This is a genomic window from Moorella sp. E308F (assembly GCF_006538365.1).
In the GTDB taxonomy this organism is placed as follows: domain Bacteria; phylum Bacillota; class DSM-521; order Neomoorellales; family Neomoorellaceae; genus Neomoorella.
Genome location: NZ_BJKN01000001.1, coordinates 32650 through 57308, shown reverse-complemented (window position 1 = coordinate 57308; position 24659 = coordinate 32650). Strand labels below are relative to the sequence as shown.

At 55.1% G+C, this 24659-nt stretch carries 19 protein-coding genes and 1 riboswitch; of the genes, 14 read left to right on the top strand and 5 right to left on the bottom strand.

Annotated elements, in window-relative coordinates; translation table 11 throughout:
* The first annotated feature begins 40 nt into the window (after positions 1-40).
* From E308F_RS00305 to E308F_RS00270, 8 genes are all read left to right on the top strand, one after another.
* Positions 41-3580, top strand: coding sequence for a DNA polymerase III subunit alpha (locus E308F_RS00305; protein ID WP_141262709.1), 3540 nt, complete (start codon positions 41-43; stop codon positions 3578-3580).
* Positions 3581-3661: 81 nt separating this feature from the next.
* The gene (coaD, locus tag E308F_RS00300; RefSeq protein WP_141262708.1) at positions 3662-4144 is read left to right on the top strand and encodes a pantetheine-phosphate adenylyltransferase; all 483 of its coding nucleotides are present in this window, start codon (positions 3662-3664) and stop codon (positions 4142-4144) included.
* A gap of 19 nt (positions 4145-4163) precedes the next feature.
* Positions 4164-4397 (top strand): trp RNA-binding attenuation protein MtrB, encoded by a 234-nt coding sequence (gene mtrB / locus E308F_RS00295; RefSeq protein ID WP_141262707.1) that lies wholly within the window; start codon positions 4164-4166, stop codon positions 4395-4397.
* A 5-nt stretch (positions 4398-4402) separates the two neighbouring features.
* Positions 4403-4603 carry a glutamate decarboxylase gene (locus tag E308F_RS00290; RefSeq protein ID WP_141262706.1) on the top strand — a complete coding sequence of 67 codons (201 nt, stop codon included), beginning with the start codon at positions 4403-4405 and terminating at the stop codon, positions 4601-4603.
* Positions 4604-4660: 57 nt separating this feature from the next.
* Positions 4661-5620: a 6-phosphofructokinase gene (gene pfkA / locus E308F_RS00285; RefSeq protein ID WP_141262705.1), complete on the top strand. Its 960-nt coding sequence runs from the start codon at positions 4661-4663 to the stop codon at positions 5618-5620.
* 19 nt (positions 5621-5639) lie between these two features.
* On the top strand, positions 5640-7388 hold the full coding sequence (gene pyk, locus E308F_RS00280) for a pyruvate kinase (protein ID WP_141262704.1): 1749 nt from the start codon (positions 5640-5642) through the stop codon (positions 7386-7388).
* Positions 7389-7422: 34 nt separating this feature from the next.
* Positions 7423-8817, top strand: coding sequence for an oxaloacetate decarboxylase subunit alpha (locus tag E308F_RS00275; protein ID WP_141262703.1), 1395 nt, complete (start codon positions 7423-7425; stop codon positions 8815-8817).
* 20 nt (positions 8818-8837) lie between these two features.
* Positions 8838-9614 carry a DUF169 domain-containing protein gene (locus E308F_RS00270; protein ID WP_141262702.1) on the top strand — a complete coding sequence of 259 codons (777 nt, stop codon included), beginning with the start codon at positions 8838-8840 and terminating at the stop codon, positions 9612-9614.
* Between the two features lie 3 nt (positions 9615-9617).
* On the opposite strand, the gene minC is transcribed toward E308F_RS00270, so the two are convergent.
* Entirely contained in the window at positions 9618-10319 is a 702-nt protein-coding gene (gene minC, locus E308F_RS00265) for a septum site-determining protein MinC (RefSeq protein ID WP_141262701.1), read from the bottom strand.
* Here minC and E308F_RS16070 point away from each other — a divergent pair, their 5' ends adjacent.
* On the top strand, positions 10320-10544 hold the full coding sequence (locus tag E308F_RS16070) for a hypothetical protein (protein ID WP_216364420.1): 225 nt from the start codon (positions 10320-10322) through the stop codon (positions 10542-10544).
* A 25-nt stretch (positions 10545-10569) separates the two neighbouring features.
* Positions 10570-12387: a hypothetical protein gene (locus E308F_RS00260; RefSeq protein ID WP_141262700.1), complete on the top strand. Its 1818-nt coding sequence runs from the start codon at positions 10570-10572 to the stop codon at positions 12385-12387.
* A gap of 128 nt (positions 12388-12515) precedes the next feature.
* Here E308F_RS00260 and E308F_RS00255 read toward each other — a convergent pair whose 3' ends face one another.
* The 4 genes from E308F_RS00255 to E308F_RS00240 form a co-directional block, all read right to left on the bottom strand.
* A complete protein-coding gene (locus tag E308F_RS00255) occupies positions 12516-13751 on the bottom strand; it encodes an NAD(P)/FAD-dependent oxidoreductase (protein WP_141262699.1) in 1236 nt (411 codons plus the stop codon).
* 21 nt (positions 13752-13772) lie between these two features.
* A complete protein-coding gene (locus tag E308F_RS00250) occupies positions 13773-17003 on the bottom strand; it encodes an FAD-dependent oxidoreductase (RefSeq protein WP_141262698.1) in 3231 nt (1076 codons plus the stop codon).
* 7 nt (positions 17004-17010) lie between these two features.
* Positions 17011-18225, bottom strand: coding sequence for a (Fe-S)-binding protein (locus E308F_RS00245; protein WP_141262697.1), 1215 nt, complete (start codon positions 18223-18225; stop codon positions 17011-17013).
* A 78-nt stretch (positions 18226-18303) separates the two neighbouring features.
* A complete protein-coding gene (locus E308F_RS00240) occupies positions 18304-18633 on the bottom strand; it encodes a MerR family transcriptional regulator (protein ID WP_141262696.1) in 330 nt (109 codons plus the stop codon).
* Positions 18634-18855: 222 nt separating this feature from the next.
* Here E308F_RS00240 and E308F_RS00235 point away from each other — a divergent pair, with 222 nt between their 5' ends.
* The 4 genes from E308F_RS00235 to E308F_RS00220 all read left to right on the top strand — a co-directional run bounded on the left by E308F_RS00235 (position 18856) and on the right by E308F_RS00220 (position 24625).
* Entirely contained in the window at positions 18856-19239 is a 384-nt protein-coding gene (locus E308F_RS00235) for a MerR family transcriptional regulator (protein ID WP_141262695.1), read from the top strand.
* 120 nt (positions 19240-19359) lie between these two features.
* A riboswitch (cobalamin riboswitch) is annotated at positions 19360-19611 on the top strand.
* A 106-nt stretch (positions 19612-19717) separates the two neighbouring features.
* Positions 19718-21835, top strand: a complete 2118-nt coding sequence (locus E308F_RS00230; RefSeq protein ID WP_141262694.1) for a ribonucleoside triphosphate reductase — start codon at positions 19718-19720, stop codon at positions 21833-21835.
* Between the two features lie 15 nt (positions 21836-21850).
* Positions 21851-22582 carry an anaerobic ribonucleoside-triphosphate reductase activating protein gene (locus E308F_RS00225; RefSeq protein WP_253260364.1) on the top strand — a complete coding sequence of 244 codons (732 nt, stop codon included), beginning with the start codon at positions 21851-21853 and terminating at the stop codon, positions 22580-22582.
* 87 nt (positions 22583-22669) lie between these two features.
* Complete coding sequence (locus tag E308F_RS00220) at positions 22670-24625, top strand: FAD-dependent oxidoreductase (protein ID WP_141262693.1); 1956 nt, start codon at positions 22670-22672, stop codon at positions 24623-24625.
* Positions 24626-24659: the final 34 nt, after the last annotated feature.

Here is a 24659-nt window from a genome sequence, read left to right as displayed (position 1 = left end):
AGTAAGAGGAATCTGGGCCTGGATGTAGAAATTACTCCCCATGAATTCCTTTGTCCACCTCCATGTCCACAGTGAATACAGCCTCCTGGACGGGGCCGGCCGCATTAAGGATCTGGTCAGGGCTGCTAGGGAGATGGGCATGCCCGCCCTGGCCCTGACGGACCATGGTGTTATGTACGGGGCCGTGGAATTTTACAAAGCAGCCAGGGAAGAAGGGATCAAACCTATTATTGGCTGCGAGGTTTATGTGGCTCCCCGTTCCCGCCATGACCGGGAACCCCACCGGGACGACTACCAGTACCACCTGGTCCTCCTGGCTGCCGATGCTAACGGTTACCGGAATCTGGCGGCCCTTGTTTCGGCCGCCTACCTGGAGGGCTTTTATTATAAACCCCGGGTGGACAGGGAACTTTTGAGCCGCCATAGCCAGGGCCTCATTGCTTTAAGTGCCTGCCTGGCCGGCGAGGTACCGGGGTGGCTTTTAAAGGACCAGGAAGATAAGGCTTATGAAGCTGCTGCCTGGCTAAAGGAGGTCTTTGGCCGCGAGAATTTCTACTTGGAACTCCAGGACCAGGGCCTGGCGGAACAGCGCAAAATAAATCGCCGTCTCATTGAACTGGGGCGGAGATTAAATTTACCCCTGGTCGCCACCAATGATGTTCATTACGTCTTCCAGGACCAGGCCCGCGTCCATGATATCCTCCTCTGTATCCAGACTGGTAAAACCCTTAACGATCCCAACCGCCTCCGCTTTCCCAACACCCAGTTTTATTTAAAAAGCCCTGGAGAAATGGCGGCCCTTTTTACCGAAGTACCATCTGCTTTGACCAATACCCTGGCCATTGCCGAACGTTGTAACTTCGACTTCACCTTTGGCCAGCTGCACCTGCCGGCCTACCGGGTACCGGCGGGAGAGGATACAGCCAGTTACCTGCGCCGCCTCTGCTATGAGGGTTTTAACAGGCGTTACCCCCGGGATGACGGTACGGCGCGGCAGCGCCTGGACTATGAGCTGGCCATTATTGAACAAATGGGTTACCCGGGCTATTTCCTGATTGTCTGGGATATAGTCAATTTTGCCCGCCGGCGGGGTATCCCGGTAGGGCCGGGAAGGGGCTCGGCTGCCGGCAGCCTGGTGGCCTACTGCCTGGGGATAACCGCCGTAGACCCCCTGCGCTATAACCTCCTCTTTGAGCGCTTTCTCAACCCGGAGCGGGTTAGTATGCCCGATATAGATATTGACTTTTGCTTTGAGCGCCGGGACGAGGTTATCCAGTATGTTCAGGAAAAATACGGCAGGGAGCACGTGGCCCAGATTATTACCTTTGGCACCATGGCCGCCCGGGGTGCTGTCAGGGATGTTGGCCGGGTCCTGGGGATGCCCTTGAGTGAAGTCGACCGGATTGCCAGGTTGGTCCCCCTGGAGCTGGGCATTACCCTGGACCGGGCCCTGGCAACAACGCCAGAATTGAAGGAAAGCTATGAAAGCAGTACGGCCGTACGGGAACTCCTGGATACGGCCCGGGCCCTGGAGGGTATGCCCCGCCATGCCTCTACCCATGCGGCCGGGATTGTTATTACCCAGGAACCTCTAACCCACTACCTGCCCTTGCAAAAAAACGGCGAGGCCGTGACGACCCAGTTTCCTATGCAAGTAGTAGAAGAACTGGGTCTTTTAAAAATGGATATCCTGGGTCTCCGCACCCTGACGGTCATCGACCGGGCCTGCCGGGCTATCCGTATGAACTATGGCCGCGACCTGGATCTGGAAAACCTGCCCCTTGATGATGAGGCTACCTACCGGCTCCTGGCAAGTGGAGAAACCAGCGGCATCTTCCAGCTGGAAAGCAGCGGCATGCGGGCCATTTTAAAGGAATTAAAACCGGAACGCTTTGAGGATATTATCGCCCTTGTGGCCCTGTACCGGCCCGGCCCTCTGGGTAGCGGCATGGTAGAGGATTTTATAGAGCGCAAGCACGGCCTAAAGCCCATTACTTACCTCCACCCGGCCCTGGAACCTATCCTGAAGGATACCTACGGTGTCATCCTTTACCAGGAGCAGGTCATGCGCATTGCCAGCGAGCTGGCCGGCTTTACCCTGGGCCAGGCTGATATATTGCGCCGGGCCATGGGCAAAAAGAAGCCGGAAGTCCTGGCGGCCCAGCGTGAGCATTTCCTGGCGGGGGCTGTCAAAAAAGGCCTTCCTGAGGAGATTGCCCTCAAAATCTTTGAACTCATGGAATACTTTGCCGGGTACGGTTTTAATGCCAGCCACTCGGCGGCCTATGCCCTGGTTGCTTACCAAACGGCCTATCTCAAGGCCCATTACCCGGCGGAACTGATGGGCGCCCTGCTGTCCAGTGTGGCCGAACACCTGGACAAAATGGGGCCTTATCTTGCCGAATGTCAACGTTTGGGGATCAAGGTCCTGCCACCTGATGTCAACGAATCTGGTGTGGATTTCACCATCGCCGGCGGGCACATCCGCTTCGGCCTGGCAGCTGTCAAAAATGTCGGCCGTGCCGCCGTGGAGGCCATCATTGCCGCCCGGGAGGCCGGGGGTCCCTTTACTTCCCTCCTGGACTTCTGTCGCCGGGTGGACTCAAGGCTTGCCAACAAAAGGGTGGTGGAGAGCCTCATCCGTTGCGGCGCCTTCAACTCCCTGCACCCCAACCGGCGGCAGCTGCTGGCTATCCTGGATTCCTGTTTTGAGCTGGCGGCCCAGCGCCAGGAGGAACGCCGCAGCGGCCAGATATCTTTACTGGATATGGTACCGGAAGAAGTTAACGAACCCCCCCTGCCGGATCTGGCCGATTTTTCCCGGGCCGATATCCTGGATATGGAAAAGGAACTCCTGGGCTTCTACTTAAGCGGTCACCCCCTGGAACCCTATGCAGCAGCCTTGCAGCAGTTCGTTTCCCATACCCTGGCTGATCTCGCCGAAATACCCGACGGCAGCCAGGTTGTCCTTGGCGGTCTGGTAAGCGGTTTGCGCCGCCTGGTCACCCGCAAGGGTGAGCCCATGGCCATCCTCACCCTGGAGGACTTCAGCGGCCAGGGGGAAGTCGTCCTTTTCCCCCGTGTCTACAGCCAGGGCCGCGCCTGGCTCGCCCCCGACCGAGCGGTTATTGTTTATGGCCATACTGATAAACAGGAGGAAGGGGTCCAGGTCCTGGCCGACCAGGTTAAACCGGTAAGGGTAGGCCCCGGCGAGGCAGGAACACCGGCCGGCGGTCTTCCGGTCGAGACGTCGTCGACCGGAGCAGTGAGCCGGGAGCGGGCATACGGCCAGGAGGCAGTGGCAGCGCCGCCTGCCCATACCGGCACCGGGAAGGCGGGGGAGCGCAGGTCTGGTCGGCGCCTGTATCTGAAGTTGACGGGAAAAGAGCAGGGGGCAGCACTGCAGGATATTTTGACGGCTTTTCCAGGTGACTGCCCGGTGTACCTGCACTTGAGCAGCGAGGGGCGGACCCTTATTCTCCACCGCCGGCTATGGGTTGAACCGGTTCCGGCCCTGCTGGCAAGTTTGGCCCGCCTGTTAGGTGGGCAAGATAAAGTTAAATTAGTACCGGAAAAATAGATAATTTAAAGTCTCCTTAGCAGGAATATCAATGGAGGAGTGGAATTAGCTAAAATTAAGGAGAAAAGGGGGTGAGAGCCATTGAGGGTGGCTGTATATCCAGGTACCTTTGATCCTATCACCAACGGGCACCTGGATATCATCCGGCGGGCCATCGGGATCTTTGACCGGGTGATTGTAGGCGTTGCTGCTGATAATTATAAAGAAACCCTGTTTTCCCTTGAGGAAAGGGTAAAATTAATAAAGGCTGTTACCAGAGATTGGCCTGCGGTTACGGTCAAAGCCTTCTCCGGGCTGCTGGTTGATTTTGCCCACCAGGAAGGGGCTGTGGCCATCGTCAGGGGTCTAAGGGCTGTTTCCGACTTTGAATATGAGTTCCAGATGTCCATCATGAATAAAAAACTGGCCGGCGACCTGGAGACTATATTTTTAATGACAGCTACCGAATACTCCTTCATTAGTTCAAGCATTATTCGCCAGGCAGCCTCCCTGGGAGGGTGCATCCGCGGCCTGGTACCGCCGGAAGTAGAACGTGCTTTATTACAACGCTACGGATTTTTGTAAAAGGAGGTGGAGGCTATAAATGGAGGTTAGGGACAATGTGACCGCTGCCGATTTTATTGCCATTAAAGCCCTGGAGAACGGGGTAACCATCATTGGCTTGACGCGGGGCAAGGATACTAAGTTTCATCACTCCGAAAAACTAGATAAAGGAGAAATCATGATTGCCCAGTTTACCGAGCATACCTCTGCTATGAAAATCCGCGGCCGGGCGCTGGTGCTCACCAAATACGGGAGTTTAGAAGCGGGGGAGTGAGCGGTATGTGGACTGTGATCTACATTGCGTCCAACCGGAAACAGGCCTTGCGCCTGAAAGAGATATTGACCGGGGAGGGTATCATGGTAAACTTGCGGCCCATTGGCTCCTGCCAGATGGAAGACCTGGCGGGGTATGAGCTCCTGGTCCCCGAATCGGAAGCTGAAGAAGCCAATGAAATATTAAATACAGCCCTGGTACGATAAAAAGTGACGGGGATATATACCCCCGCGAAAACCATTTAGTTTTTAGGAGGGAACTTGTTGCGGACCATAGGAGTACTGACCAGCGGTGGTGATGCCCCGGGAATGAATGCGGCCATCAGGGCGGTAGTCCGCCAGGCTGCCGCCCTGGACATGGAGGTAATCGGCATTGCCCGGGGTTACGCAGGATTAATCCAGGGTGACTTTCGCCGCCTCAATACCGGTTCGGTGGCTGACATTATCCACCGGGGCGGTACTATTTTATTAACGGCCCGGTCAGAGGAATTTCGCACGGAAGCAGGTCGGGCCATAGCCCTGGACAACCTCAGGCGGGAAGGTATTGAAGGCCTGGTGGTCATCGGTGGCGATGGTTCATTCCGTGGCGCTGTCCACCTGGCAAAAAAAGGAGTACCGGTAGTTGGTATTCCCGGTACCATCGACAACGACATAGCAGGTACCGATCATACCATTGGCTTCGATACGGCGGTCAATACGGCCGTGGAAGCCATCAACCGCATCCGGGATACGGCAACATCCCACGAACGAATTTTTATCATTGAAGTTATGGGGCGCCATTCAGGCCAGATTGCCCTGGCAGCCGGCATTGCCGGGGGCGCCGAGTCCATCCTGATACCGGAATATCCCGTCGATTATGACCAGGTGGTCGAACGCATTGAGCGGGGCCGCCACCGGGGCAAGCTCCACAGCATTATTGTGGTAGCTGAGGGTGTGGGTAGTGCCCTTGAAGTTAGTCAGGAAATCGGCAAGCGCACCAAATTGGAAAGCCGGGTAACAATACTCGGCCATATCCAGCGGGGAGGAGCGCCAACGGCCTTTGACTGCCTGCTGGCTAGCCGCCTGGGTGCCTATGCGGTAGAACTGCTAGCTTCCGGTGCCAGCAGCCGTATGGTTGGTATCGCGGCCAATGAACTGGTAAACCGGGATCTGGAAACAGTCATCCAGGAAAAAAAGACCATCAATCCTGATTTATACCGCCTGGCCGAAGTGCTGGCTTTGTAAGGAAGTTAAGGAGGCAACCATGCGCCACACCAAAATTGTATGCACCTTGGGCCCGGCGAGTTCCCGGGTTGATATTATCAAAGAAATGATCCGGGCGGGCATGAATGTAGCCCGTTTCAATTTTTCCCACGGCAGCCATGCCGAGCACGGCGCGCGGATGGCTGCCGTCCGCCAGGCAGCGGCGGAACTTGGTGTCAGGGTGGCCCTGCTGCTGGACAATAAAGGCCCGGAAATCCGCCTGGGAGAAATCAAAGGCGAGGTAACCCTCAAGGATGGGGACGAAGTTATACTCACCACGGAACCCATTATCGGCGATGCCCGCCGCCTGCCGGTAAGCTTTGCCGGCCTGCCCGGGGACGTCCGGCCCGGCCAGACAATATTATTAGATGATGGCTTAATTGAGCTGGAAGTACTGGATACCACCGGCACCGAAATTCGCTGCCGGGTTCGCCATGGAGATGTTATTTCCAGCCATAAAGGTGTTAACGTTCCCGGAGCCGAGATAAGCCTGCCGGCCCTAACGGAACAGGACATTAAAGACCTGGAGTTTGGCCTGGAGCAGGGGATAGATTTTATCGCCCTTTCCTTTGTCCGTACGGCTGCCGACGTCATGGCGGCGCGCAAAGAGCTGGAGAAACGCGGCGCCAGGGTGGCGCTTATCGCCAAGATCGAAAACCGGGCCGGTGTAAACAACCTGGAGGAAATACTCCAGGTGGCCGACGGGATCATGGTGGCCCGGGGTGATCTGGGAGTAGAAATCCCGGTAGAAGAAGTACCCCTGGTCCAGAAAAAGATTATTGAGGCCTGTAACCGGGCCGGCAAGCCGGTAATAACGGCCACCCAGATGCTGGAGTCCATGATCCATAACCCGCGGCCGACCAGGGCCGAGGCCAGCGATGTAGCCAACGCCATTTTCGACGGCACCGATGCCATCATGCTTTCCGGGGAAACGGCCATGGGCCGTTATCCGGTAGAGGCGGTGGCCACCATGGCGCGCATTGCCCGCCGGGCGGAAAAGGAATTGCCCTACCGTGACCTTTTGCTGAAAAAGGGACTGGCCGCCGAACGGACGGCAACCGATGCCATCAGCCATGCCAGCTGTACCATCGCCTATGAGCTGGGCGCAGCAGCCATCATTACCCCAACAGCTTCCGGGTCTACGGCCCGGCGGGTGGCCAAATACCGCCCCCAGGCCCCCATCCTGGCTACCAGCCCAGATGAAAGGGTGCTGAACCAGCTCTGCCTGGTCTGGGGCGTCGAACCCCTGCTTGTCGAGCCCACCAGCGGTACCGATGAAATGGTCAACGCGGCCGTAGCAGCAGCTATACTTTCGGGCCGGGTCAAACAGGGCGACCTGGTCGTCATTACCGCCGGTGTACCTGCCGGGGTGCCCGGCACGACCAACCTGCTCAAAGTACATATCGTGGGCGAGGTGCTAGTGCGGGGCCGGGGGATCGGCAGGGAGGTGACCAGCGGCCCGGTGCGCCTGGTGAAGACGGCGGCCGAGGCCATAGCGAGGGTCCAAAAGGGCGATATCTTGGTTACGGCAGAAACCGGACCCGATTTCCTGCCGGCTATGGAAAGGGCAGCAGCCATTATCACCGAGGCCGCAGGCTTGACTTCCCACGCAGCCGTCAATGGATTCAGCCTGGGAATCCCTGTCGTGGTGGGAGCTAAAGGTGCAACCCAAAAGCTGGCCGACGGTATGATTGTAACTGTTGATGTTGTCCGGGGCCTGGTCTACCGCGGCCAGACGCGGGTGTTATAATGTAAGAAGCTAATTTCGCGAGAGGAGGAAGCTTATGCCCCGGAGGGTGGGTATAACAGATACAACCCTGCGGGATGGCCACCAGTCGTTACTGGCCACCCGACTCAAAACAGAGGATATGCTCCCCATAGCGGCCCAGATGGATGCTATCGGGTTTCATTCCCTGGAGGTATGGGGTGGTGCCACTTTTGATGCTTGTATGCGTTTTTTAAATGAAGACCCGTGGGAACGACTGCGGGCCTTACGCCAGGCCATGCCCCGTACCAGGTTGCAGATGCTTCTCCGTGGGCAGAACCTCCTGGGTTATCGCCATTATGCCGACGACGTTGTTACCGAATTTGTAAAAATGAGTATAAAAAACGGCATCGATATCTTACGCATCTTCGATGCCCTGAATGATGTCCGCAATATGGCCCTGGCTATGAAGGTAGCCAAGGAAGAAGGCGGCCATGTCCAGGCTACTATCTGCTATACCCTGGGACCCGTTTATGACGATGAGTATTATTTACGCCTGGCCCGCAAGCTGGCCGACCTGGGCGCCGATTCCTTGTGCCTGAAAGATATGGCCGGCCTCCTCACCCCGGCGGATGCCTACCGGCTGGTGCAGAAAATTAAGGCCGAAGTAGACCTGCCCCTCCAGCTTCACTGCCACTATACCAGCGGCATGGCGGCCATGACTTATCTCAAAGCCGTCGAAGCCGGCGTCGATGTCCTGGATACGGCCATGTCTCCCCTGGCCCTGGGTACTTCCCAGCCGGCTACCGAGACCATGGTGGCCGCCCTGGCCGGAACTCCATGGGATACCGGCCTCGAACTGGATAAGCTGGTCGAAATAGCCGCATATTTTCGCCAGGTTCGCAAGAAGTACCGGGAATTTGACGTAAGCGACGGTACTGTTGACGCCAACGTATTGCGCTACCAGATCCCGGGCGGAATGCTTTCCAATTTTATATCCCAGCTGGCCCGGCAGAATGCCCTGGAACGCCTGCCGGAAGTGCTGGCCGAAGTACCGCGGGTAAGGGCCGATCTCGGCTACCCGCCCCTGGTTACCCCTTCCAGCCAGATGGTTGGTGCCCAGGCAGTATTGAATGTCCTGGCCGGGGAACGCTACAAGATGGTCACCCGGGAAGTGAAGGATTACATGCGGGGTCTCTATGGCCAGCCACCGGTACCGGTCAATGAAGAGGTCCGCCGTAAAATCATTGGTGATGAAGAACCTATTACCTGCCGCCCCGCCGACCTGCTGGAACCCCAGCTGTCAGCGGCCCGCAAGGAAATAGCGCCCTACATGGAGAAGGAAGAAGACGTCCTCTCTTACGCCATTTTTCCGGCAGTAGCTAAACAATTCCTGGCCGAGCGCCTGGCCGCAAGTACCAGGGTGGATTACGAACTGGTAGCTGCAGCCAGGGAAGCATATTACCCGGCATAAATTAAAAAGGAGGAGAAACCATGGCCGATTTAGACAAAACCACTATGGCCAGAAGGTTGACTGAAGTCCTGCGCCTGGACACGGGTATCGTTGGAGTAAAGCTCTATAAAAATAGAAAGGACCTGCCCCGGCGGCCGTACAACTGGAAGATCAACATCTGCCAGCAGGTGGCGGCGGCCCGCTACCAGGGCCGGGCCAGTGCCGGTACGCCGGACCTGATGGTCTGCGCCATTGGCGCGGCCTGCACCGGCCTCATCAAGACCCCGGAGCGCTTCACCAGCGGTAAAGCCCCCCTGGGCCGCTATGTAGCCGATCTCGAAGCCGGCCGGCGCTTTATGGCCAATACGTATAAACTGGGGGATGCCGGTAAAATATACGACGGTATTTTTGTGGCCCCGGTAGAAGGCTTTACCCAAGAAGACCCCGATGTGGTGGTCATTTACGCCAACCCGGCGCAGGTTATGCGCCTGGTTCATTGCTGCCTACATGAAACCGGGGAACCGGTCAAGGCTGATACGGTAGCTGAAGCGGCTCTCTGTTCTTCCATTGCCTTTGCCCTGAAAGAACAAAAGCCTATCATTGGCTTCCCCTGTGCCGGCGACCGCACCTTCGGGGGCACCCAGAAGGATGAGCTGGTTTTCGCAGCGCCTTACAGTTTGCTGGAAACAATAGTCGAAAATATGGAGAGCCTGCTCATGGGCCACGGTCAGCTCTACCCCATCGCACCCTTTAACAATTACACACCAACTATGGTACCGGCCTATACCATGCAGCCGGAAGACCTGGAAGACAAGTAAAATTCAATTACGGGGAGCTTTACGGTTTAAATATGGTTCAACGATAATTTTGTCACCAACAAGGCGGGCTATCTCCGGATAGGCCCTCCTTATTTTTTCTTCGGGGGAGCGGGCGAGTATCCCGGCGATACTGAGTTGCTCCGGGACCAGCCGGTGGGCAACAATAACGGCTGCCCTGTTACCTGAGACTCCGGCATGGGCGCTGCCCAGGAGCGTTCCCATGACCAGGATGTTGCCGCCGGCTTTAATGGTGGCGCCCTGATGGACGTTACCCACCAGCACCACATGGCCGTTATAAGTTAGTTCCTGGCCGTTACGGAGATTCCCTTCTTCCAGCAGGGTAGAGAGTTCAGCTGCGTCGGCTACGGCAGGAGCAGGCGCTACCTCGTCATAATTGACCCCTGCTACATTAGTGGCAGGGGCGGGTCTTTCCCGCTTTATGTGGGGCCGGTAGCGGTCCGGCAAAGGTATATTTTTTCCCGGAACCAGGCCGTGTGCCCGGCAGATAGCTTCCAGTTCGGCTGTTTCCCGGCTGCTTAAAGGGGAGGTTGGTACCAGGGCAAAGGAAGCGCCCTGAAAGAAGCCCCGGGCTGCGGCGAATTTAGCGGCGAGGTTAGCCCGCAGTTCATTAAAATCCCGGCTGGCATCCAGCAAAATCAGCAGGCCGCCGCGGGTCCCTTTAAAGGTGATACAATCCTGCGCCATGTGGCTGCTCCTTTCCGGGGAAGGAAAGTCTTCGCTAGTAAATTACATCTTCCTGGAAAGATTCGCCTTGAAAAACCATTTTTCCTGCTGCAGGTAAAAAAGTTGCCGCTATTTGTTGCCGGGACCAATGCGGGTAAAATAGATGTAAAGCCTTGTCGATGTTTTAAAGGCAAAAAAGGATTCACATCTCTTCAGGTGAATAATAAGCTATTAATCTTTGGTTAACTTTCCTGGCAGGGGCAAAAGCAGGATGGTTAAAATTAAATTACGGCGTTATTTTTTAAGCTTAACAGCGTTTTTACTCTTGCCCATAGCGGCGAGTACCGGATGGTTGCAACCAAAAGCGGCAACCCATCAGGTACGGGCGGGGCTCTTAATTACGACGCCGGGGACAGATCAGGGCACCCTGGCGGCTTATGCGGCGGTCTTAAAGGAAGAAGGTTTTCCCTGGGTGGAAATTGGCCCTGGGGACCTGAACCTTCCTCCCGGGGAACTGGTAGCGCGCTACCCGGCCATGATTTTGCCGGAAGGGTTAAACCAGGTTTTACCGTCGCCGCTACCCCGGGTATTAACCGACTATGTCCTATCCGGAGGCAAGGTTTTACTGGTCTATGACCCGGGTACCAGGGGGGCCGGCGGGGAAAGGCTACCCGAGCCGGTCCTGGCTGGCCTTGCCGGGGTAAATTACGGCCCGGCCCCGGGTGGGGACCAGAAAACCTATGATGACGGCTACTGGCAGTTCCCCACGCCCCGGCTGGCGGTATCCTGGGGGATCACACCCGGTAAGCTTGACCGGGACAATGCTGTCAGCAGCTATGGGTACGGGCGGTTACGTTACCGCCATAACCGGGCAAGGCTTCTGGATGCCCGGCTGATAGCCTATGACAGCCGGGCAGGCTTAAATCCCGTTATCACTGAAAAATCTTACCCCTCCGGGGGCGTGGTGATTTTTGTTAACATACCCCTGGGTTTTTACAAGCAAATGTCCGACGACCTTCCCTTACGTTCCGTTCTCCGGACATTTTTAATCAAATATGCCCACCTGCCCCGCCTGGTCAATACTCCCCAGGGTAAAGGCGGGTTGGTAGTCAACTTTCACCTGGACAGCAATGCCCATATCGGACCGTTGCGGGCCATGATCCAGCGGGGGGTCTTCCGGCCCGACCTCCAGTATTCCATTCACATCACCGCCGGCCCGGATACATACCGGCCAGGAGATGGCTACGGCTTTGATGCCGCCTCGCCCTTCAAAGGCCGGCCCTGGGTGGAACTGATGCAGAAATACGGGGCCATCGGTTCCCACGGCGGCTGGATCCATAATTATTTTGCGGCCAACCTTAAAAAAATGCCGCGCCAGGAGGTCTGGCGCTACCTGGCCTTGAATTGCGATACCTTGACCAGGATTACCGGCCGGCCGGTGCTGGAATACAGCGCTCCCTCAGGGAATCATCCTCCCTTTGTCAATGAGTGGCTACAGCAACATGGCGTCCTGGCTTACTACAGCCCCGGGGATACCGGCTCCAGCCCTACCCGGAGCATTTTTCACGGCCGCCAGGTGAGCGGCAACTTGTGGTCATTTCCAATCACTCCTTACCAGGAGTATGCCGCCCTGGAGGAATTAATGACCGCCGGTGTACCCCTGGCGGAGGTTAAAGGCTGGTTCGATGACCTCCTTAATTTTATTGAAGAAGAACACGTCATCCGCTTGATTTATACCCACGCCAACAAAAAGGAGTATGCCCTGGAGGCCCTGGCTCACCTCGCCAACCGGGCGGCCCGGGATCAGGAAGAAGAACGCTTGCTGGTCTGGCCTATGAGCCGGTTTGCTGCCTTTTTAAACCGCCATGAACAAACAGAAGCCACCTTTAACCAGGAACCAGCAGGCTGGGTAATAAAGCTTCGGAATAAGGCCGGCCTGGCCGACCTGACGGTAGCCGTCTACACTGGCGGTCACCCTTATCGCGTGATCGGCCATCATCTGACGTGGCGGCAGGAAAGAGAATGGCTGTATATAACCACGACTGCCGGTATAGTTGAGAACGATATTTATTTGCGCCGGCTAAAATAAAAACTTGCCTGCCTTTTCAACACGTAACGACCTGGAGGTACATGCACTCCTGCCTGGGAAACAGAAAAACAAGAAAAGTGGCGTAAATTAACGCCACCTTTTAGAACGGTAGGGTCCTTTGAAGTTTATCAGGCCAGGGCCAGCTCGTCGAAACGGGCTTGATGTTGAATTGCAGTCGCTAACCGATCTATTATTTCCCGGACCATGCCCAGAGGCTTACCGTGGACTTGAGCACCAATAGTTGCCCCGGTTTCCCGGGCATAAGCCACCTTTACCGCCACATCTCTGGCTATCACGCCAGGAGCAATATCGACTGTTAGCATTTCTCTAGCCGTTTCCGGGTTCGTTCTTTGAATGAGACCCACGGAGCCAAAGGCATGATCGCCAATGGTGACAGAGAACTTCTCTAAAGCTATTTCCCTGGGGCGCTTGAGGGCGAAGAGATTGGCGGCGGCCACGCGGGCCTCGCGGCCGCCTTCTATAGCCCGTCTGGCATTAGCGCCCCCGGGACCGGAAAGAGAGCATTTCGCGGCACAATCGCCAACGGCAAAGATATCTCCATCACTGGTGCGCATATACTCATCAACGAGGATGCCAGCGTGTTCGTCGGTTGCCAGACCGGCCTCTCGGGCCAACCTGGTATTGGGCACGACACCTGTGGCCAGAATAACCGTATCAGCAGGTAAAGTCCGGCCGCTGGTGAGCTTCACCTGTTCAATCCGTTTATTGCCCTGCAATTCTTCTACTCCGGTTGCGGTTATAATGTTGATACCTCGCAGCCGGAGGTTTTCCTCCACCAGGGTGCAAATTTCATCGTCAAAAGCCCAGGCCAGGCAGTGGGGGAGAAGTTCTATCATGGTGATGTTTAACTGCCGGTTGGCGGTGCATGCCTCGGCAAACTCTATACCGGCGGGTCCGGCACCCACAATGACCAGGGACCTGGCAGAAGCCAGAGAAGCGCGAATGTTTTCCAGGTAGGGGAACTCTTTTTTTAAGGCAAACACGCCTTGCAGGTCGGCGCCTTTAAAAAAAGCCGTTGCCGGGAGGGAACCGGTAGCCAGAATTAATTTATCATAAATAATATCTTCAGCAAAGGCGGTGGTGACGCATTTGCCCTGGCGGTCAATGGCTGTCACTTCATCGATTACCAGTTCAATTCCCTCATCATAAAGACGGTCGTCCCGCAAGACATTGTTATAGAGCGTACCTTTGGCGCAATTGTAAGCAAGGCACCACGGAATTAAAGCCCGGACTTCTTTACGCACCAGGGTGATCTTTTTGCCGCCATAGTACCGCCTGGCAGCCAGCGCTGCCGTATACCCGCAAATACCCCCGCCCACAACCAGCACATCCGTCCGTTTCATAGCTGCACCCCTTTCCGGTTTTTAACCCAGGCAACTGGCCAGGCGCCCGTTATCCGGCATTGGTGGAGGGAGACGCAGAACCTTTACCGTTTCTTCGTCAATCCCGATTTCACCCAGTATCTTCTTGACACGGCGCCAGGCCTGCTCCTGGCAAAGCATAGGGTCGGGTCCAGAGCGCTGGCTGCCGAAGGCCCTGGCCGGCCGGAAGTGGCACTGGCCTTCAATGCAGCCCGTCAGCCAAATCTTCTGCGCGCCGGCTTCAATGGCCTTAAGCACCTCCAGGGTGCCAATCCGGCTTAAACACGGTACCTGCAATACAAAAACGTCATTCTGGCACTCCAGGCCAGCAGCATTTTCAAAGCTGGCATAAGCGCAGTAGCTGCAGGTGAAGATAACGGTAGGCAGCACCTTCCCTGGCTCATCTGGCAGGGCCTTGAGTTCAGCTTCCATTTCAGTATGACTGTAACCTGTAAGGGTAATGGCTTGCGCCGGGCATGCCGCCACGCAAGCGCCGCATCCCTGGCAGAGCAGGGGATCGATATAGGAACGGTGTTCCTTAATTGCAGGGGCACCATGGGGACAAACACGCACACAGGTAAGACAGGCCGCGCAGGCGCCTTCTACCCGGGCTACCCGTTCGGGAAGGGTTTGGCGCTCTTGCACCAGGAGGGCGGCCGCCTTTACGGCCGCGGCCTGCGCTGAAGCTATGGCTTCCTCGAGATTTTTAGGCCCTTCTGCCAGCCCGCAGGTGAAGATGCCTGGCACCGGCGTCTCAACAGTTTTTAATTTGGGATGGCTGGTAGCAAAGAAACCATTCTCGTCCAGGGGGATGTGGCATAAAGACGCCAGGCACCAATTCTCCGCCCGTGGCTCCATCCCGGTCGCCAGCACCAGGAGATCGGCATCAATGACAATTTCTTCGCCCAGAATGGGATCGTAAACCCTGACTTGTATTTTGCCCTCTGGTCCTGCTTTCTTTGCGGGCACCGTTACTTCCGGCGGCACTTCCAGGTTATAACGCAGGAACAGGATGCCCTGGGAGCGGGCGGTCTCGTACCACTGTTCCTGTAGGCCGTAGGTCATAATATCCCGGTTGAGCACGTATACATCAACTTCCGGGTTGATTTTCTTGAGTTCCAGGGCATTTTTTAAAGTTTCGCTGCAGCAGATCCGGCTGCAGTAAGGATGAGAGTCATCGCGGGAATCTACGCATTGAATAAAGACAACCTTTTGCAGGCTCTCCAGCCGCCGGCTCCGGGTTTTAAGCAGGTCTTCTAACTCCAGGCCGGTAATTGCTGCCGGGTGCTGGCCATACAAGTGCTGCCGCGGCTTCTTTTCTGCAGCACCGGTGGCAATAATAATTACGCCGTGCCGGATGTTCTCCTTTAGCCCGCCTGTGCCTTCTATCTCTGTAGTAAAACTTCCCAGCCGGCCGGTTATGGTCCTGGCTTGAGCGTTCAGGTGGATATGGATGCGGGGGTGTTTGCTGAGACGCTGGCTTAGCCTGGCCAGATATGCCTCAACGTCGGCGCCCTGTAAGGTGTACTGCAGGCGAAGGGCATTACCACCCAGTCGTCCCTCCTTTTCTACCAGGTGGACTTCCAAATCTAGATCGGCCAGGGTAAGGGCGGCAACCATGCCGGCCACCCCACCCCCGATTACCAGGGCGGCGGGTGTTATTGACCATTCCTCCACCATGCCGGCAGGAGCAGTCAATGCCCTGGCCGCTGCCATCCGCACCAGGTCCCTGGCTTTTCTGGTAGCGCGATCTTTCCTGCCACTGTAAATCCGGACCGCATGATCCAGGACATTAACCACCTTTGCTACATGGCCCGGCAGGCCGGCCTGCCGCAGATAAGTTTTTACCAGGGGTTCCAGAGCACGCGCGCTGCAGGCAGCTACTACAATACGGTTTAAGCTATGTTCCTTTATGGCCTGGCGTAATTGTTCGCCTGCCCCCCCGGCGCAAAGGAATAATCTTTCCACCCAGGCAACCCCAGGCAAGGAGCGGCTATATTCTTCCAGCTCCTTTAAATCCAGGCCGGCAGACAACTGGTCACACCCGCAGACAAAGACGCCGGTCCGCGGCGGGATACTATTGCCGCCAGGAAGTGAAACCAATTGTATTTTAGGGGGCAGGGAACTCCTATAAAATAAACCTGCTTCTTTTAGCCAGGAAGCGCAGGCAGCGGCAGCGGCCGAGCCCTGGGTGACGGCATCGATTACGTCGCAGGGGCCGCTAAAGGCGCCGGCGACAAATACTCCTTCCCGTGTGGTGGCCAAGGGAGAAAGGGTAGGGGACTGGCAGAAACCATAGGTATCGACCTTAATGTCCAGCTTGGCGGCGAGGTCCCGGGCGCCATCCGGCGGTCGCAAGCCGGTAGCCAGTACTGCCAGGTCAAATTCTTCGACGTTGATCTGGCCGTTTTCCCGGGCATAGCGAATGACCAGCCGGGGTTCTCCTGGAGACTGGATAATGCTGTGAATGCGGGAACGAACAAGCCTTAATCCGTATTCCCGCCGGGCCTTCTCCAGATATTCCTGGTAAGTTTTGCTGTAGGTACGCAGGTCCATGTAAAACAGGGTTATTTGCGGTAAAGGGAGTTTCAAATTAGCAGCGGTCTCATAAAGCATCAGGGCCTCCTTCAGGGCATACATACAGCAGACGGCCGAGCAGTAAGCCACTCCGTTGGCGGGATCGCGGGAGCCGGCACACTGGATGAAAGCCACCCGTTGCACCGGCTCTTTGCCCGGGGGACGGTGCGGGTACCCACTGTTAGCCAGCTGTTGCTCCAGCTCCAGGCCCGTCAAGACACCGCTATAACGGCCATAACCGTAACGGGCGTTTAAACTAGGGGGTAAATATTCCTCATAACCGGGACAAAGGATGATGGCAGCCACATTGATGGTTTCTTCCCGGCCCTGCCGGTTAAGATGGAGACAAAAATGGCCTGCTTTCCCGGTTAAGTTTTTAACTTCAGCACCGGTCAAGAGTACGATTTTATCTTCCCCGGCCAGCCTGATAAAGTGCGGGGAGCGTATACAGAAGAAACCATTCCAGGGCGTCATAGCGCAGGCGCTGCAGTCGTTGGTGGGAAAGGTCTTGGGTAAAATAGCCAGCTTGCCGCCCGGCCGGGCAGCGCGTTCTACCAGGATTACCTGGTAGCCGAGGCAGGCCAGGTCTAGAGCCGCCTGGACCCCGGCGATACCTGCTCCCAGTACGGCTACCGGCAACGAACCATTTTTAACCATCAATACCTCACTCCTTGCCATTAATTACGAGAGCGTCGGCTACCAGCTCGACTATGTTTTTCGCCTTAACATCGAGGTGATAATGACGGCATAAATCGTTCAATTGGTCAACGCAGTTATGGCAGGGAGTGGCGATAATCTTTGCTCCCGTGCGCCGGATCTGTTCTATTTTCACCTTTCCTTTAGCCATGCGTTCCTGGCCAAACTCGCTCAAAGAGAGCAGGCCGCCACCGCCGCCGCAGCAGTAGTTATTCTCACGGTTGGGTGTCATCTCCCGGAAATCTGCTACCGCCGCCCGGAGTATCTGCCGCGGTTCTTCAAAAATGCCCTCCTTGCGGCCTAGATTGCAGGGATCGTGATAGGTTACCGGTTCGCTGTTGCGGGAGGGGTCAAGGCGGATGCGGCCGTCTTGCAGGTATTCGGCCATGAGCTGGACGATACTGCGCACGCTGAAGGGGAGTTTGTACCCCAGCCACTGCTCCGGCCCCCAGCGAATGGCGCGGAAGGCATGGCCGCACTCGGTCATGATCAACTCCTGGCAGCCCAGGCGCTCCACCTCATCGGCCAGGCGTTGCACCAGGATAGCGCCGGCTTTGTCGTCCCCGGAGAAAAGGGCGTAGTTGGTCGCGTCCCAGTAGCGGCTGGAAAGGGTCCAGCTTTCGCCGGCGGCATGGAACACTTTGGCCGCCGCTAGAATGGAGAGGGGGAAGAACTTCGCTTCCCGCGGGTTGATAACGTACAATATCCTGGCGTCCTTCTTATCAACGGGTATTTCCGCCTCACTGCCGAACTCCGCCTGGAGCTCTTCCTGCATCCAGTCCAGGGTGTCGAGGTAATCCTCCTGGCTGATCCCCATATTATTGCCAGACTCTAGAGCCAGGTCTACCACTTTCTGCAGGTTTACGGGGACGCGGCCTTCTGCCGCCAGTTCCGACCGCATGGCCCGGACCAGGTCGCCCATATTCACGCCCACCGGGCAGTAGACTGTACAGCGGCCGCACATGGTGCAGAGCCAGATCATATCTGACGCCAGGAGCCGGTCTTCCATCCCCAAAAGGAGCAGGCGCACCATTTTACGGGGGTCTACGGGGGCGCCGATGTCGCCGGTAGGGCAGCCGCCGGTGCACACGCCGCAGGCCAGGCAGGTCTGCAGGCTGGCTCCGCCCATGGCCCGGGAGATTTTTGCAAGGCCAGGCGCTTCTGTAGCCAGCAAAATGGACATAAACAACACTCCTGGATAAAATTTAATGAATGGTGCTAGAAGTTAAAAAACGGATATTTCCTTGCCTTGTAACCCTGACTATACTTTCCGGTGGAACTGGTAGCCACAATACCAGTTTTTCTTTTGCCAGCAGGGACGCGCCCCTTCCTTTGGCTCTTCTAAAGGGGTGCTTATGCATTTGCCATCCTGCCAGCAGGGGTAAAAGGCGAGGTAATTAGGGAGGTTTGCGAGCCGGCAATGTTTGCCATCAAGGAGGCGTTTAATAAACATTAACCGTTGTAAGTCCAGTTCCGAATAGCAGCGCCGGCCGTTTTTCCTCATGGGAACAACCAGTCCCTTTCGTTCCCAGCGACGCAGGCGGTGGGGAGAAATATCTAAGACCTGGATAACCATACCGATGGGATACACCGGCCTTCTTCGCCCCGCTTACTATTGATCTTACTTATATCATATTTGTTGAACAAACCCATGTCAATAAACTTATAAAAAATCTTACAACAAAGTTATTTAGATATAGCAAAATTATGTTTTCAGATAGGAGAAAAGCGATACTTGATCTGGGATGATAAGTTAACGTAAAATAAAACTGCCAATAATTTATAAACTGATTGTTAAGCGAGGCGGCTTTTAATGCCTGAACAAATGTTATATACCATCAGCGTGGTCGCCGATTTACTGGGCATACAGCCGGGCACCCTGCGGGTCTGGGAAAGACATAAACTCATCCAGCCCGCACGCAAGAACGGGCGGCGCCTTTACTCAAATAATGACTTGAAACGGCTGCGCTTCATTCAAAAGCTCATCGATAAAGGCTTCAATTTAAACTCCATCAAACACTACCTGGCCTTCTATCCTTGCTGGTTATACGAGGACTGCCCGGCCTGCTCCCGGAAGACTGAACGCATAGGGTGCGCCAAGCCATGCTGGAAGGAGGAAGGGACTTACTGCCAGATCTCCTTTGACGATCCCTCCCTTTGTAATACCTGCCCCCATAGAAAACAGGAAACAAAGTAATTCCAGCAAGGAAAAATAGCCCCAGGTGAATAAAAACAGTGCTTAACCGGGGGATGAGAAGGTTATATAGCGGCAGGATTTTGCCTCATCTTTGTCGAAGATTACTGTGTTGAACATTACCAGAAAAGGATTCTCGCGGGTGCCAGGGAAGCCGGTGCAAGTCCGGCGCGGTGCCGCCACTGTGAGGGGGAGTACCTGCTAAAGGAGCCACTGGTCCAGCACTCAGCAAGATATTTACAGCTACGGGTTAATTTCTTATAGTATTAAGAAGTACCCGGAGTAGTGCATCTAAAGGAGCTGAGTGCTGGACTGGGAAGGCAGCAGGGAGCGTTGAACCCGAGCCAGGAGACCTGCCCGTGAGATTTCACCGTTAAACCACGGCCATGGTGAAGGTGAGGTAAGGGAGGATTTACCCCAGCTACGCAGGCGTGGTTGGGGTTTTTCATTCAGGCAGGCGAAAGGAGATTTAAATTTTATCATGATACCCAAGAAGATCATCAAGCGCGACGGCCGGGTAGTGGACTTTGACGAGGAGAGGATAATCAATGCTATTTACAAAGCGGCCCAGGCTGTCGGGGGCCAGGACCGCCGCCAGGCCAGCCAGCTGGCCAACCAGGTGACGGCCCTTCTGGCGGAAAAATTTGCCGACAGGCTGCCTACCGTCGAAGACGTGCAGGACCTGGTGGAAAAAGTATTGATTGAGAATGGCCATGCCCGGACGGCCAAGGCTTATATCCTTTACCGGCAACAACATGCGGAATGGCGGGATTTCCGCCACCTTCTGGTCAACGTGCAGGAAATGGTCCAGGGCTACCTGGACGGCCAGGACTGGCGGATTAATGAGAACAGCAACATGAATTATTCCCTCCAGGGCCTCAACAACCATATCATCGCCGCCGTCAGTTCCAGGTATTGGCTGGAAAAGGTCTACCCGCCGGCTATCCGCGAGGCCCATGAAAGGGGCGATATCCATATCCACGACCTGGGGTTGTTGGCGCCCTATTGCTGTGGCTGGGACCTGGCCGATTTACTGGAAAGCGGCTTTGCCGGCGTGGGGCAGAAGGTAGAAAGCGCGCCGCCCAGGCATTTCCGGACGGCCCTGGGGCAGATAGCCAATTTCTTTTATACTTTGCAGGGAGAAGCTGCCGGTGCCCAGGCCTTTTCCAACTTCGATACTTACCTCGCCCCTTTTATCCGTTACGACGGCCTGGACTACCGGGAAGTCAAGCAGGCCCTGCAGGAATTCATCTTTAACCTCAATGTACCCACCAGGGTGGGATTCCAGACGCCCTTTGTCAACCTGACCATGGATGTGGTTGTGCCGCAGATTTTAGCTAACGAGCCGGTGATTATCGGCGGCGAGCGCAGGAAAGAATGTTACGGCGACTTCCAGCAGGAGATGGACTGGCTGAATACGGCCTTCTGCGAGGTGATGATGGAGGGAGACGCCCGGGGCCGCATTTTTACCTTCCCCATACCTACCTACAATATCACACCGGATTTTCCCTGGGAAAGCCCGGTGGTAGAAAAAATCCTGGCCATGACGGCCAAATACGGCATCCCCTACTTCGCCAATTTTATCAATTCCGATTTAAAGCCCGAAGACGTGCGGAGTATGTGCTGTCGCCTGCGTCTGGATAACCGGGAACTCAAGAAACGCGGCGGCGGTCTCTTTGGGGCCAACCCCCTCACCGGGTCGATAGGTGTAGTCACCATAAATTTGCCCCGACTGGGTTATCTTTCTAAAACGAAGGAAGAATTTTTCACCGGCCTCAAAGCGAAGATGGACCTGGCAAAAGAGAGCTTGCTTCTCAAACGCAATATCCTGGAAAAATTTACTGAGCAAGGGCTTTATCCTTACTCCCGGTTCTATTTGCGGCAGGTTAAAGAACGCTTCGGCAGGTACTGGGAGAACCATTTTAACACCATCGGTATCGTGGGCATGCACGAGGCCCTCCTGAATTTTATAGGGAAAGGTATTAATACCCGCGAGGGAAGGGGTCTGGCTTTAGAAATCCTGGACTTCATGCGTTCTGTCCTGGCCACCTACCAGGTAGAAACCGGCCAGCTCTTCAACCTGGAAGCCACGCCGGCGGAGGGGACGTCCTACCGTCTGGCGCGGCTGGACAAACGCAATTATCCCGACATCTTCACTTCCGGAACAGAGGAGCCGTATTATACCAATTCCACCCATCTGCCGGTCGGCTACACCGACGACGTGTTTACCGCCCTGGAGCACCAGGACGAGCTGCAGCTAAAATATACCGGAGGTACGGTCTTTCACGCCTACCTGGGGGAAAGGGTGACAGATACAGCAACCTGCCGGCGTTTTCTGCAGACGGTGATGGATAATTTCCGCCTGCCGTATTTCACCATTACTCCTACCTTCAGCATCTGCCCCGAGCACGGATATCTTTCCGGCGAGCAGTGGACATGCCCGGCCTGCGGCCGGGAAACGGAGGTCTGGAGCCGGATCGTCGGCTATTACCGGCCGGTGAAGAACTGGAATAAAGGCAAGCAGGAGGAGTTCCGGGAGCGGCGTGGCTTCCGTCCTGTCTCCTGCGACGACGAACAAACACGCCAGGCGGCAGTTTAGGAAAGGCTGGATAATATGACGGCCATTGCCTGTTTTAAGGAAATGATCCCTATCGCCATTAGAGGCATCCAGCAAACGAGCCTGGTGGACTTCCCCTGCGAGGTTTGCACTACCGTCTTTTTGGGCGGGTGCAATTTCCGCTGCCCTTGGTGCCACAATGCCGACCTGGTGCTGCGCCCTGCTACTTTGCCGGAAGTCAGCCCGGCGGAGGTTTTAAACCTGTTGCTTCGGCGCCGCTCCTGGGTGCAGGCCGTTTGTATAACCGGGGGTGAGCCAACCCTGGCGCCGGGCCTGGAGGAATTTATCCGGTCACTGAAATCCCACGGTTTTAAAGTCAAACTGGATACCAACGGTTCACAGCCTGATGTTATAGCCAGGCTGCTGGCCGGTGACCTCCTGGACTATGTGGCCATGGACATAAAAGCGCCGCCGGAGAAGTATGACCTTTTAACCGGCACCAGGGCGAACCTGGAGGCTGTAAAGGAAAGTATTGCTCTCATTAAAAACAGCCGGGTTGCTTATGAATTTCGTACCACGGTAGTTCCCGGCCTGTTAATGGAGGAAGATTTCCTGGCCATAGGCCGGCTGCTGCGTGGAGCACGGCGTTACGTACTACAGCAGTACCAGCCCGCCGGAACGTTACTGGATGCAGATTTCCAGGCGCTCCGGCCTTATCCAGGGGCAACCTTGCAGAGCATGGCGCAAAAATTGCATCCATTTATTCACAAGGTAGATGTTAGAAATTAGAACTAAACGGGAAAAATAATTGACAATAGCTTCTACCTTAAGTTATAGTAGATAGTAGTAACAATCACAAAGTAGGGTGGGAGTAATATGACATACTTTCCAAACCTTTTTTCGGAAGGTAAAATAGGAAACCTGGTAATCCGGAACCGCATTGTCATGCCACCGATGGCCACAAATCTTGCCAATGAGGACGGATCAGTAAGCCAGAGGCTTATTGACTATTACGTAGCACGTGCGAGGGGTGGGGTAGGACTTATAATCTTAGAAAATGTACAGATAGATTACCCCCGGGGCAAAAATATTGCTTGTCAGTTGCGGCTCGATGATGATAAGTACATGACCGGATTTTTTGAGCTGGCAGAAGCTGTCCACAACTATGGTGCTAAAATCTTTATGCAGATACACCATGCTGGTCGTCAGACCACTCCTGGTATAACAGAGGGGCTTCAACCGGTAGCTCCCTCTCCGGTTCCTTGTTCATTTCTTGGTACTCAACCGCGGGAGCTTACAATCAACGAAATCGAAGAGTTAATCCAGAAATTCGTTAATACGGCTGTGAGAGCTAAAGGAGCCATGTTTGACGGGATAGAACTGCATGGCGCCCATGGGTATCTTATTGGACAGTTCATGTCACCGCGGACAAACCGGCGAGTCGACAAATATGGCGGTAGCTTTGAGAGAAGGATGCGCTTCCCGTTGGAGATAATCAGAAGGATTAAGGAAGCTGTGGGAGAAGACTACCCGATCAGTTTCCGCTTCAGCGCTGACGAATTTGTCGAGGACGGCAATACTTTAGAAGAGGGCAAACAAATAGCTAAGATGCTAGAGGATGCAGGCGTCCATGTATTACATGTAAGTTCGGGCATATATGAATCAATGCCTACACTTCTGGAGACTTCGAGGTTCGAACAGGGATGGCGAGTATATCTGGCAGAAGAAATCAAGAAGGTAGTCAGTATCCCGGTAATTACAGTGGGCGTGATTCGTGAACCGGAGTTTGCTGAAAAAGTCATTGCTGAAGGAAGAGCGGATTTTGTAGCTATTGGTCGTGGCTTGATCGCTGATCCGGAATGGGCTCAGAAAGCTAAAGAGGGACGGCACAATGAGATACGAAAGTGTATTTCTTGCAACATTGGGTGTATAGGCGGTCGAGTGTTCCATAATCTCCGCCTCCGTTGTACGGTTAACCCAGTGACGGGCCACGAGGGTGTATACAGTGAGATTAAGCAAGCCCCTGTAAAGAAGAAAGTGGTAGTTGTCGGTGGAGGCCCGGCAGGTATGCAGGCAGCTATTACGGCAGCCAAACGAGGTCACCAGGTTATCCTCTATGAAAAAAGGGAACAACTGGGGGGGCAGCTGGGGATTGCTTCGGCGGCGCCAGGGAAAGCTAAAATTAATTGGTTCCGTGATTGGCTTGAGGCGGAGCTTTCAAGGGCGGGCGTAGAAATCAGAAGCGGTGTTGCTGCCGAGGCTGAGACTATTGCAGCGCTTTCCCCGGACTATGTGATCCTTGCTACGGGGTCTGAACCTGTAGTACCCAGGATTAAAGGTGCGGAGAGTGAAAGTACGTTTGTCGTCCAGGCATGGGATGTACTTGCCGGGAAGCTATCTTTCGAAAAAGATGAAGAAGTTGTTGTCGTTGGTGGGGGATTAGTAGGTTGCGAAACTGCCCATTATCTGGCTGAAAAAGGAGCCAAAGTTACTGTGGTTGAAATGTTACCCGATGTAGCTATAGATATGGAGCCGATCAGCCGCTTTGATATAATGCAGCAACTCACCAGGCTCGGTATCACAATAAGGACAAGCAATATGGTTACTGAGATCACTCCTGAAGGTGTATCTGTAGTTGGTAAAGAAGGAAAACAGGACTTCATACGCGGCCGTAGGGTTGTATTAGCTATTGGACAGTCACCTGTAGGAAAAGAACTTAATAAAGCTTTGGAGGATAAAGGTATTCCTGTAAGAGTGATTGGAGACGCTGGGAATGTTGGTAAAATCATTGATGCGGTTTCCAGCGGTTTCCAGGCAGCCTGGCAAGTATAGTCTTTATTCACGTATAGTTAAAGCCTCGCATAGA

What these genes read in the sequence shown, in the direction of transcription:
- E308F_RS00270 (WP_141262702.1), top strand. Translation starts at nt 8,838, where the DNA reads ATGGCCGATTTAGACAAAACCACTATGGCCAGAAGGTTGACTGAAGTC.
- E308F_RS00275 (WP_141262703.1), top strand. Translation starts at nt 7,423, where the DNA reads ATGCCCCGGAGGGTGGGTATAACAGATACAACCCTGCGGGATGGCCAC.
- E308F_RS00255 (WP_141262699.1), bottom strand. Translation starts at nt 13,751, where the DNA reads ATGAAACGGACGGATGTGCTGGTTGTGGGCGGGGGTATTTGCGGGTAT.
- E308F_RS00250 (WP_141262698.1), bottom strand. Translation starts at nt 17,003, where the DNA reads ATGGTTAAAAATGGTTCGTTGCCGGTAGCCGTACTGGGAGCAGGTATC.
- E308F_RS00220 (WP_141262693.1), top strand. Translation starts at nt 22,670, where the DNA reads ATGACATACTTTCCAAACCTTTTTTCGGAAGGTAAAATAGGAAACCTG.
- pyk (WP_141262704.1), top strand. Translation starts at nt 5,640, where the DNA reads ATGCGCCACACCAAAATTGTATGCACCTTGGGCCCGGCGAGTTCCCGG.
- E308F_RS00230 (WP_141262694.1), top strand. Translation starts at nt 19,718, where the DNA reads ATGATACCCAAGAAGATCATCAAGCGCGACGGCCGGGTAGTGGACTTT.
- mtrB (WP_141262707.1), top strand. Translation starts at nt 4,164, where the DNA reads ATGGAGGTTAGGGACAATGTGACCGCTGCCGATTTTATTGCCATTAAA.
- E308F_RS00305 (WP_141262709.1), top strand. Translation starts at nt 41, where the DNA reads ATGAATTCCTTTGTCCACCTCCATGTCCACAGTGAATACAGCCTCCTG.
- E308F_RS00235 (WP_141262695.1), top strand. Translation starts at nt 18,856, where the DNA reads ATGCCTGAACAAATGTTATATACCATCAGCGTGGTCGCCGATTTACTG.
- E308F_RS00290 (WP_141262706.1), top strand. Translation starts at nt 4,403, where the DNA reads ATGTGGACTGTGATCTACATTGCGTCCAACCGGAAACAGGCCTTGCGC.
- E308F_RS00245 (WP_141262697.1), bottom strand. Translation starts at nt 18,225, where the DNA reads ATGTCCATTTTGCTGGCTACAGAAGCGCCTGGCCTTGCAAAAATCTCC.
- E308F_RS00225 (WP_253260364.1), top strand. Translation starts at nt 21,851, where the DNA reads ATGACGGCCATTGCCTGTTTTAAGGAAATGATCCCTATCGCCATTAGA.
- E308F_RS00260 (WP_141262700.1), top strand. Translation starts at nt 10,570, where the DNA reads ATGGTTAAAATTAAATTACGGCGTTATTTTTTAAGCTTAACAGCGTTT.
- minC (WP_141262701.1), bottom strand. Translation starts at nt 10,319, where the DNA reads ATGGCGCAGGATTGTATCACCTTTAAAGGGACCCGCGGCGGCCTGCTG.